At 63.4% G+C, this 10005-nt stretch carries 8 protein-coding genes; 2 read left to right on the top strand and 6 right to left on the bottom strand.

Annotation, left to right across the window (positions count from 1 at the left end):
* The first annotated feature begins 1195 nt into the window (after positions 1-1195).
* Positions 1196-1552 carry a hypothetical protein gene (locus tag AB7I51_RS05000; protein WP_428403173.1) on the top strand — a complete coding sequence of 119 codons (357 nt, stop codon included), beginning with the start codon at positions 1196-1198 and terminating at the stop codon, positions 1550-1552.
* Positions 1553-1688: 136 nt separating this feature from the next.
* Here AB7I51_RS05000 and rlmH read toward each other — a convergent pair whose 3' ends face one another.
* The 4 genes from rlmH to AB7I51_RS04980 all read right to left on the bottom strand — a co-directional run bounded on the left by rlmH (position 1689) and on the right by AB7I51_RS04980 (position 4761).
* Entirely contained in the window at positions 1689-2168 is a 480-nt protein-coding gene (gene rlmH, locus AB7I51_RS04995) for a 23S rRNA (pseudouridine(1915)-N(3))-methyltransferase RlmH (RefSeq protein WP_428403174.1), read from the bottom strand.
* Positions 2169-2231: 63 nt separating this feature from the next.
* Entirely contained in the window at positions 2232-2660 is a 429-nt protein-coding gene (gene rsfS / locus AB7I51_RS04990) for a ribosome silencing factor (RefSeq protein WP_428403175.1), read from the bottom strand.
* 423 nt (positions 2661-3083) lie between these two features.
* Positions 3084-4055, bottom strand: a complete 972-nt coding sequence (locus tag AB7I51_RS04985) for a quinone oxidoreductase family protein (RefSeq protein ID WP_428403176.1) — start codon at positions 4053-4055, stop codon at positions 3084-3086.
* Entirely contained in the window at positions 4048-4761 is a 714-nt protein-coding gene (locus AB7I51_RS04980; RefSeq protein ID WP_428403177.1) for a CDP-alcohol phosphatidyltransferase family protein, read from the bottom strand. The genes AB7I51_RS04985 and AB7I51_RS04980 overlap by 8 nt, the downstream gene beginning before the upstream one ends.
* A gap of 197 nt (positions 4762-4958) precedes the next feature.
* Between AB7I51_RS04980 and AB7I51_RS04975 the strand changes: the two genes are divergently transcribed.
* Positions 4959-6236 carry an FAD-dependent monooxygenase gene (locus AB7I51_RS04975; RefSeq protein ID WP_428403178.1) on the top strand — a complete coding sequence of 426 codons (1278 nt, stop codon included), beginning with the start codon at positions 4959-4961 and terminating at the stop codon, positions 6234-6236.
* Positions 6237-6272: 36 nt separating this feature from the next.
* Here the strand turns inward: AB7I51_RS04975 and AB7I51_RS04970 are convergent, their stop codons facing one another.
* Both AB7I51_RS04970 and putA read right to left on the bottom strand, forming a co-directional pair.
* Positions 6273-6782 (bottom strand): Hsp20/alpha crystallin family protein, encoded by a 510-nt coding sequence (locus AB7I51_RS04970; protein WP_428403179.1) that lies wholly within the window; start codon positions 6780-6782, stop codon positions 6273-6275.
* A 95-nt stretch (positions 6783-6877) separates the two neighbouring features.
* Complete coding sequence (putA, locus tag AB7I51_RS04965) at positions 6878-9985, bottom strand: bifunctional proline dehydrogenase/L-glutamate gamma-semialdehyde dehydrogenase PutA (RefSeq protein ID WP_428403180.1); 3108 nt, start codon at positions 9983-9985, stop codon at positions 6878-6880.
* Positions 9986-10005: the final 20 nt, after the last annotated feature.

The following is a 10005-nucleotide window of genomic DNA, read 5'->3' as shown; positions in this document are numbered from 1 at the left end:
CGGTGGTGACGCGTCCCGGTCCGCCGGCGCTATGGCCCGCCGGCCCTCGATGCACAGGGCCGCGCGCGCCGCCGACGTTGATGGTGGGAAGCGCCTGCTGCGCCTCGGCGGCCGAGGCGACGAACAGGCTGAGCACGGAGAAGGACACTCCTCCGAGGAGAGAAAAACGACGGATCATGACAGTAGCTTCCTGGCGATGCCGACGCGCGGACGCGCCCTTGCAACCCGCGGCCAATTCAAGTTGGACGCGGCGAGGCGGCGCACCGGACGGATTGTCGGCGTGACTAGTTTTCGATGTGTGGTGAAGTGCGCGCAGAGCCAAAAGGATGCGCGTCACGCGCCCATGCGGCGCGCATTAGCCTTTCGGCGTCAGGCGCTCGGCGGCGCGCGCGCGCGATGGCGTCGATCGACGCTCGCGGCTAAGGAGGGAAATTCTCTGAATCCGAAGCTGATCAGCCGATAACTGAATAACGCCGGAGCGCGGTCGGTCCAATCAGTCGTCCAAAGCGGCGGCGGCTCGGAATGTCGACAACACGGCTCACAACCGTGATGTCGGTGAGTTTTCTCCGGATCGCCCAGCCCGGTTCCTTCGGCCGCCGGCAAACGCTGACATGAAGCCGACAGCGTCTGCTGCGGGGACCCCGATGCAGCGCGCGCCAAAACAGCCGTGCCGGCCACGGTCTGTGCGACCATGGCGAGCGCCAGCAGCAGCGCGCGAAGCAGTGGGAGGGGCATGCGCCATTCCTCATGAAAATCCAGCGATCGATCATTTACAATCACTTGCTATATGACAAGACCGAACGTGTCGCACTGCGATAAAAAAGGTTGTCATGTGTCAAAGGTGTCACAGTCGATTCATGGTCGCGCGGCGAACAATCCCATTTCGACCTTTGCCGTTCATGATGCCCCCCGATTGCAGCTCGATCCGGCCTTCGCGCATGCGCAAAAATCCGGCTAAGCGCAGGTAAGTTCAGGCAAGAATAAAATGCCCAGAGACAGGCTCTCCGCGAGATTTTTTCAATCATCCGCAGCTGTTAAGTAACGGACGACAATCGATTTGACTCGCAAGAAAATAGCAGAGACGCTCGTTATTGTCGCTCGAACCGAGCGGCATATTTAGAATGCTTCTACTCGAGGCGGCCGGACGAGGCGTCGCCAAAGACGCACTTCTTGGGCTCTGGAACGGAGGAAAGCTATGCTTCGCAAGGTATCCCTAGTCTTCGCACTGCTCGGCGCTTTAGCGCTGCCATCGGCCGCGCTCGCCGGACATGGCGGCGGACACGGCGGCGGCGGCGGTCATGGCGGCGGCGGACACGGCGGCGGCGGTGGTCATGGCGGCGGACACGGCGGCGGCGGCTGGGGCGGCGGCGGACACGGTGGCGGCGGCTGGGGCGGCGGCGGTCATGGCGGCGGCTGGGGCGGCCACGGCGGCGGTTGGCACCATGGCGGCGGCTGGGGACGAGGCCGCTATTGGGGCGGCCGTTGGTATCCCTATGGCGTCGGTCGGTGCTGGAGATGGACTCCCGCCGGCTGGATTTGGGTTTGCTATTAAGAATGAAATCTAACGCGCCAATCTCCAGATGAGCGCCATGCCTGCGCCGACGAGGAGATTGGGGCTTGGGATGCAAAAAGACGCGGGGCTCCAAAAGCCCCGCGCCAGACGAAAACGGTCCAGCCTTCGTCGGTTATCACGCCCTGTGGTAGGGATGGCCGGACAGAATCGTCATCGCCCGATAGATCTGTTCCGCAGCCAGAATGCGCGCCAGCTGATGCGGCAGCGTCATCGCGCCAAAGGAGAAGACCGCGGTCGCCCGAGCGCGCACGCTCTCATCAAGCCCTTCGGCGCCGCCGATCGCGAACCAAAGCGCCTTACGCCCCTGATCTCTTTCGTCCGCGATAAATTTCGCAAAGGCGGCGCTCGTCGCCGCCTGGCCGCGTTCGTCGAACGCCGCAAGTCGCGACTCGGGCACCAGAGCGGCGAGCAGTTCGGCGCCTTCACGCGACGACCGCTCGGCTGCGGAGGCCGCCTTGCTCTCGTCTATCTCTTTGAGCTCTATGCCTTCGAGCCCCAGTCGCCGAAAAGCGCCGATGCGCTCGGCGTATCGCGAATAGAGTTCTCGCTCCGGACCGGCCTTCAGGCGGCCGACGCAGATCAGGCCCAGTTTCATCCGGCGGCCCAGCAAGAGGGGCAGACTGACAAGCGATCCCAAGGAGACGCTTGGTCCACTCCGTCAAACCAGGCGAATCTCCACCGGACGGTCGCCGCCCCACATCTTTTCGAGATTGTAGAACTGGCGCACTTCGGGGCGGAAGATGTGGACGATGACGTCGCCGGCGTCGATCAGCACCCAGTCGCACTGGGACAGGCCCTCGACGCGCGGCGCAACCACGCCCGCGGCCTTCAGGGCCTTGATCGTCTTGTCGGCGATGGCGCCGACATGCACGGTCGAACGTCCCGTCGCGATGATCATGTCATCGGCGAGGGCGGTCTTGCCGCGCAGATCAATGGAGACGATGTCCTCGGCCTTCGTTTCGTCCAGGCTGGCGAGAACCTTTTGCACGATTGAGCCGGCCAACGGCGCTCCTGCGCCAATTCCCGGCCGGAGCGGCACAGGATCCGCCCCCGGATGAACACCTGTCGACAGCGTTGCAACCCTCATGCTTCGCGGCCCAAAGCCCGCGAGTAGGGCGACCGCACTACAAGGATGGGGCCCTTCCCAAAAAATTGCAATACAAACTGCAGTGTTGCCGAGCGCCAATAAGAAAAAAACCCGGCTCGGGCGCCGGGTTTTTGAAGGCGGTTCGGGCTAATCGAGAGGCGGGAGGAACCTCAAAGCCGGAACATGCGAAGCATAATCGATTTGCGTCGAAAGCGTAGGGCGAATTTGTCGACGCCTCGTTTCCCAAGGCGAAAAGCGGGGAAAACCTGCGAAAATACGGCGCAAACGGCGCGTCGCCGACGCAAAATCTGAACGCGTTAACAAAGAGTTGCGTGGAGACTCAGCCGGCCAGTGGTCTAATTGCAACACATGTCAAAGTTTGTTGCTGAAGCGCTGCTTTTCGCGGGACCCATTATGGCGCAATCATGGAATTAGGACCATGGCGCCGCTGGTGTCCCGTGATTCGAGCGCGGCGTGCACCTTGGCCGCATCGGCCAGCGGAAACCGCGCCGGATCGCCGAGCGACACGAAGCCGCGCTTCGCCGCTTGGACGAGATCGTCCATCATCGCCTCATAATCGCGCCGGCGCGCGATATGGGTGAAGAGCGACGGGCGCGTGGCGTAAAGCGAACCTTTGAGCGCCAGAAGGCCGATGTCGAAAGCGGCGATCGGACCTGACGCCGAGCCGAAGCTGACGAACATGCCGAACGGTGCCAAGCAATCGAGCGAATCGGGAAAGGTCGCGCGCCCGACGCCGTCATAGACGACATCGCACAGCTTGCCTTTGGTCAATTTACGCACCCGTTCGACGAAATTTTCCTCCCGGTAAAGGATCGTGTGTTTGGCGCCCGCCTCTTCCGCGATCTTCGCCTTTTCAGGTGAACCGACGGTGGCGATGACCTTCGCGCCGAGGGCGCTCGCCCATTGGCAGAGGATTTGCCCGACCCCGCCGGCGCCGGCATGGACGAGGACGCGATGACCTTTCTTCACCTTGAAGGTCCGGCGCAGCAGATATTGCGCGGTCAGCCCTTTCAGCATCATCACCGCGCCCTGCTCGTAGCTGAAGCCTTTCGGCAAATGGATCACCGAATCGGCGGCGATGTTGCGCGCCTGCGCATAGCCGCCGAGCGCGCCGACATAAGCCACCCGATCGCCGACTTTGAAAGACTTCGCCTTTTCGCCGACGGCGATCACCTCGCCGGCGCCCTCATGTCCGGGGATGAAGGGATAATCCGCCGGATAGGCGCCGGAGCGGCGATAAATGTCGATGAAATTGACGCCAATGGCGCGATGCCGGATTTGCACTTCGTCGTCGGCCGGCGCCGGCAGATCGACGTCCTCCATGAGAAGAACCTCCGGCCCGCCCGGCTGATGCACGCGAATCGCTTTAACCATCGACCTCTCCTTTCGCGATCGCGCCGCCCTGACGAAAAAGCGGCAAAACCAGAAAATAGCATCCCGTCGCAACCAACGCCGCCTTTACGGCGAACGAAGAGGCCGCAAGGTCCTGCATCACCGCCGCGATCGCCGCCGCCGCCCAGATGGCGGTGACGACGATGGTCACGGGACGCAAGCGCGTCACGCGCAACGGATGAATGAAGACGACCGGCGCGAACATGAGCGCGGTCGCCGCCAAAGCCACCGCAAGGCTCGCATTGGCCGGCGGCCGCAAGACGAGAAGATAGAAAACGACGACATTCCAGAGCGCCGGGAATCCGCGAAACCAGTAATCTGAGGTTTTCATTCGCCGATCTGCGAAATAGAGCGCCGAAAAGGCGCCGACTAAGGCGCAAACGGCGCCGGCGAAGGCCGGCTCGATCACGCCCGAACGCCACAGCGCCAAAAGCGGCGTGACCACATAATTGAGAAAATCGACGACCAGGTCGAGCGCGACGCCGTCGATGAAAGGCGCCGTCTCAGTCACCTTGAGACGCCGCGCCAGCGTCCCGTCGACGGCGTCGACGATGAGCGCGACGCCCAGCAAGGCGAACATGGAGGCGAAGCGCCCTTCCGTCGCAAGGAACAGCGCAATCATGCCGAGCGCCGCGCCGCTCGCTGTGAAGAGATGGACGGAAAGGCCGATGAGCCGGGAAGAGGTCACGTGGGGCGCGGGCGAGAAGTGAAGACGCGGGACGCAAGACTACACCGCCGCGCGCCGCGGACCAAAGCCGGCTTGCCAAAGCCGCCTTGCCAAAGCCGCCTTGCCAAAGTCGCCTCGCCAAAGTCGCCTCGCCAAAGCCGCCTTGCTCGCGCTTCGAAACGTCTGACGCTATAACAGGCGGAAGGAGACTGGCTGACATGGAAATGGCGCAAGAAAACCGCCCATCGGAAATTCTCGTCGCCGGCGCCGGGGCGACGGGTCTCGCCGCGGCGCTCGCTTTCGCGCGCGCTGGATTCAAAACCACGCTCGCCGGAAGAATTCCGCCGCCGCTGCCGGGACGCACCGTCGCGCTGTTTGAAAGCTCCGTCCGTTTCCTCGACGCGCTCGGCGCTTTGGAGCGCGTCAAGGCGCAGGGCTGCGCGGTCGAGGCGATCCATATGATCGACGACACCGACCAGTTTCTGCCGGTGCCGGAACTTAGCCTGCGCGCCCGCGAGGTCGGCCTGCCGGCGCTCGGCGTCAATGTGTCGAACGACGACCTCGTCGCGATCCTGCTCGATCTCTGTCGCGGTCGGCCTGAAGTCGAAATCATCGACGCCGATATTGCGGATTACGAATTCAACAGCGACGGCGCCGTCGCCGTTCTGGCCGACGGGCGACGCTTGAAGGCGGATTTCATCGTCGCGGCGGATGGCCGCAACAGCCGCGCCCGCGCCGTCGCCGGCATTGACGTGAGGGAATGGACCTATCCGCAGATCGCGCTCACCATGCTTCTGCGCCACGAGTTTCCTCACGAAAATGTCTCGACGGAATATCATACGCGCTCGGGACCCTTCACGCTGGTGCCCCTGCCCCCGCGCGAGGACGCGCCCAACCGGTCGAGCCTCGTCTGGCTGATGAGCGTCGCCGACGCGCGACGCCGACTCGCCAAGCCGCGCGAAGAGCTCGAATATGAAATCGAGGATTACGCCAAGTCGGAACTCGGCGCGATGCGCATCGAAGGCGACGTCGGACAGTTCCGAATGGGCGGCATGCAGGTATCGAAACATGCGACGGGGAGACTCGCGCTGGTCGGCGAGACCTGTCATATCTTTCCGCCGATCGGCGCGCAGGGATTGAATTTAAGCCTGCGCGACGTGGCCGACCTCGAGGATTGCCTCGCCAGCGTCGATCTAAAGAATCCGCGCGAATTGTTGCGCGCGCTGGCGCGTTACGACCGACACCGGCGCGCCGACATCGGCTTTAGAACGCATGGCGTCGATCTGCTCAACCGATCGCTGATCATTCCCTATCTGCCGGTTGATTTGCTGCGCGGCGCCGGCTTCATCGCCATGGCGGCGCTCGGCCCGTTGCGACGCGCCGTCATTCGCGAGGGCGTGTTGCCGCATCTCGTGCTGCCGCGGCTGATGCGTCGCCCGGCGCAGAAACATGAAATCGCCGGCGCCCCGCAAGGGCGCGCCGGCTGGCGATCTTGAGTCAGCGCGCGACAGGCGCCAGCGAAAAACGCGGCGCTATTTCGCGGCGATTTCGATCTTCTTTTCTTCCTTCCTCGCTTCGGCCGTCTTGGGCAGCGTGATTTTCAGCACGCCCTTTTCGAAGTCCGCCGTGATTTTGTCCGCGTCGACGCCTTCGGGAACCCTAAAAGCGCGCCGGAAGGAGCCGTAGCGACGCTCCGAACAATAATAGCCTTCCTTCTTCTCTTCCTTTTCTTCGCTCTTCTCGCCGGAAATCGAAATCACGCCATTCGAGAGCTTCACGTCGACGCTTTTTTCGTCAAGGCCGGGAAGTTCGGCGGTGATCTCATATCCGCCGTTCTTCTCGACGAAATCGACCGGCGGGCTCGCCGACCACTGCGACATCATCCGGTCAAACGGCTGAAAGTCGGTGAGGCTTCGGCGCGACGGAAATTCGTCAAACAGGCGATCGAACTGACGCCGGAAGGATTCGAAAGGATGCCAATCGAAAATGCCGGGGGGTTGAACAGATTCCTTTGACGTTGGCAGCTTGCTTTCTTCGGCCATGCTGATCTCCCTCGTGATCGGACGATCGCCGGGCAGCCGCAGTTCAGCAACGATAGAGCCGACGATCGGTATGGAAACGTTAGTGAAGTGGAGCGTCAGCGATGTGACTTCAAGTTGCGCCTTTGCGCCAATTTGTCGCGATCAAGTTCGTCGAATTCTTCAAGCGACAACAGGCTGGCGTCGCCGCCCGATGACGCGGTGTTGATCGTCAGCGTGGTCTCATGAAGGAATCGCAATAGATAATCCGGCCCGCCCGCCTTGGGTCCGGCGCCGCTCAAGCCGAACCCGCCGAAAGGCTGACTGCCGACGACGGCGCCGATCATGTTCCGATTGACGTAGATATTGCCGGCCGGCGCTTCGCGCGACAGCGCGCGAATGCGTTGTTCGATGCGCGTATGCATGCCGAACGTTAGTCCATATCCGCCGGCTTCGATCTCGGCGAGCGTTTGCGACAGGCGTCCCGACCGCCAGGTCGCGACATGCAGCACGGGTCCGAAAATTTCCTCCTGTAAGTCTTTGATCCGATCGGTCCTGACGATATGCGGCGCAACAAAAATTCCCGTCGCTGGCGCGGCGCCGGCATAGAGGATTCGCCCGGCTGCGCTTTGACGCGCCAGATATTCGTCGAGCTTCGCCTTCGCTTCATTATCGATGACTGGACCGATGTGAGTCCCGATCACGCGCGGATCGCCAACGCGCAACTCGCGCGCGGCGCCGATGAGCGTCTTAAGACAGCCTGGCGCGATCTCCTCTTGCAGGCACAAGAGCCGCAAGGCCGAGCACCGCTGGCCGGCCGACCGGAAGGCGGAAGTCAGCACGTCGTCGACGACCTGTTCGATCAGCGCCGTCGAATCGACGATCATCGCATTGATCCCGCCGGTTTCGGCGATGAGCGGCGCAATCGCGCCGTCGCGCTCGGCAAGCATGCGGTTGATGCGATGCGCGACCTCGACCGAGCCGGTGAAAACGACGCCCGCCGTCAGCGGATCGGCGACAAGCGCGGCGCCGATCGCGCCCTCGCCGGGAACGAATTGCAACGCATCTTTCGAAACGCCCGCCTCGCGAAGAATGTCGATCGCCATAGAGGCGACGAGCGGCGTCTGCTCGGCGGGCTTGGCGACGACGGAATTTCCCGCAACCAGCGCCGCGGCGATCTGGCCGATGAATATCGCCAGCGGAAAATTCCAAGGCGAGATGCAAACAAAGACGCCGCGTCCATGGCGACGCAGAACATTGGCTTCGCCTGTCGGGCCCGGGAGCGGCGTGTCGGCGCAGACGATCCGCGCCTGGGCGGCGTAATAGCGGCAAAGATCGGCCGCCTCGCGGACTTCGGCGAGCGCGTCGTCGAGAGTCTTGCCCGCTTCGCTTTGCAGAAGCGCAATCAGCGGGCCGCGCCGCGCTTCAATGAGATCGGCCGCGCGTTCGATCATTCTCGCGCGAGTTTCGAATGGCGTGCGCGCCCAATCCGGAATGGCGCGGGCGGCGGCGGACATCGCGGCATGCGCGGCAGCTTCGTCGGCTTCGATCACATTACCGACGACGGCGCCGTCGATTGGCGACAGAATTTCGCGCGCAGCGATTCGCGTCTCAACGCTCGGGCGTGCGCGAGGCGATGGAAAAACCGCGTGCGTTTCATCGATCAGCGTGGAAAGCGCGGTCCGATCGCCGAATTCCACGCCTTTGGAATTGGCGCGGAGCGGAAAATAGATGTCGCTTGGCAACGTCAGTCGCGGGTGGCGCGCGCGCTCCGGCGCACCGAGCGATTTGTATGGGTCAGCGACGAGCGCGCTTTCCGGCGTATCGGGATCGGCGGCGCGCGCGACGAAAGAGGAATTGGCGCCATTCTCGATCAAGCGCCGCACGAGATAGGCGAGCAGATCGCGGTGCGGACCGACGGGCGCATAGACGCGCACCGCGGCGTCGCTGATCTCCGCGAGCGACTCATACAGCTGTTCGCCCATGCCGTGCAGACGCTGAAACTCGAAGTCGCGCCGCTCGCCCGCCATGGTCAGAACGGAGGCGACGCTGCGGGCGTTATGGGTGGCGAATTGCGGGAAAAGACGCGGCTTCGCGAAGAGCCGCGCCGCACAGGCGTCGAAATTGAGATCACTCATCGCCTTGCGGGTGAACACCGGATAGTCGGCAAGGCCACGCTCCTGCGCCCGCTTGATCTCGCTGTCCCAATAGGCGCCCTTGACGAGCCGAACCATCAACCGCCGATGGTAAGCGTCCGCGAGCGACGCGGCATAGTCGATCACCGCCGATGCGCGCTTCTGATATGCCTGCACGGCGAGGCCGAAGCCCTCCCAGCCCGAAAGAGAGGCGTCTTCGATAACGCGCGCCACGACATCAAGCGACAGTTCGAGGCGATCCGCCTCCTCAGCGTCGATGGTGAAAGCGAGGTCGCGGTCCTTGGCGAGACGCGCCAGCTCGAGAACACGGGACGGCAATTCTCGCAATACGCGATCGCGCGAAATCGCCTCATAGCGCGGATGCAGCCCCGACAGCTTGATCGAAATGCCAGGGCGCGCCGGCGGCGGCGCGGTCCCGGCCGAGTCGCCGATGGCGCGGATGGCGTGGGCGTAGGCCGTAAAATAACGCTCGGCGTCTTGCGCGGTCCGCGCTCCTTCGCCGAGCATGTCATAGGAAAAGCGTTCGCGCCGTCCATGCGCGCGTCCAATCGCCGCTTCGATGGTTTCGCCAAAGACGAAATGGGCGCCCATCAGCCGCATCGCCTGGCGGGACGCAGTCCGCAGCGCCGGCGCGCCGAGCCGGCGCGCGAGATCGGCGACAAGCCCGCGCGCTTCGGTCACGTCGACGATGCGCGCCGAAATCCCCAGCGCGAAAGCGCAGGCCTGGACGAGCAGCGCATCGCTCAATGACTCATGATGAGAAAAATCGCCTTCAACGAGCTTGTCGGCGAGGAGTTGATCGGCCGTGGCGTCGTCGGGCACGCGCAGCAGCGCCTCGGCGAGCGCCATCACCGCGAGACCCTCATGCGACGAGAGCGAGAACTCGTGGAGAAAGTCTTCGACGCCGCCGAAAAGATCGCGCCTGGCGCGAATGCCGCGCACGAGCGTCAACGCAGTTTCTTCTGTGGCGTGTCGCGTCGCGGCGTCCGGGCGCGACTTCAGGAAAGCCTCAGCGAAGCTCTCGTCGGGAGGCGCGTAAGGCGCCGCAAAGGGCGCCGGCCGATCGTCCATTCGATTCATTCGTCATGGAT

It is taken from the genome of Methylocystis sp., from assembly GCF_050246715.1.
In the GTDB taxonomy this organism is placed as follows: domain Bacteria; phylum Pseudomonadota; class Alphaproteobacteria; order Rhizobiales; family Beijerinckiaceae; genus Methylocystis.
Note: the sequence above shows the minus strand (reverse complement) of the source record. Positions and strands in the feature narration are given on the sequence as shown.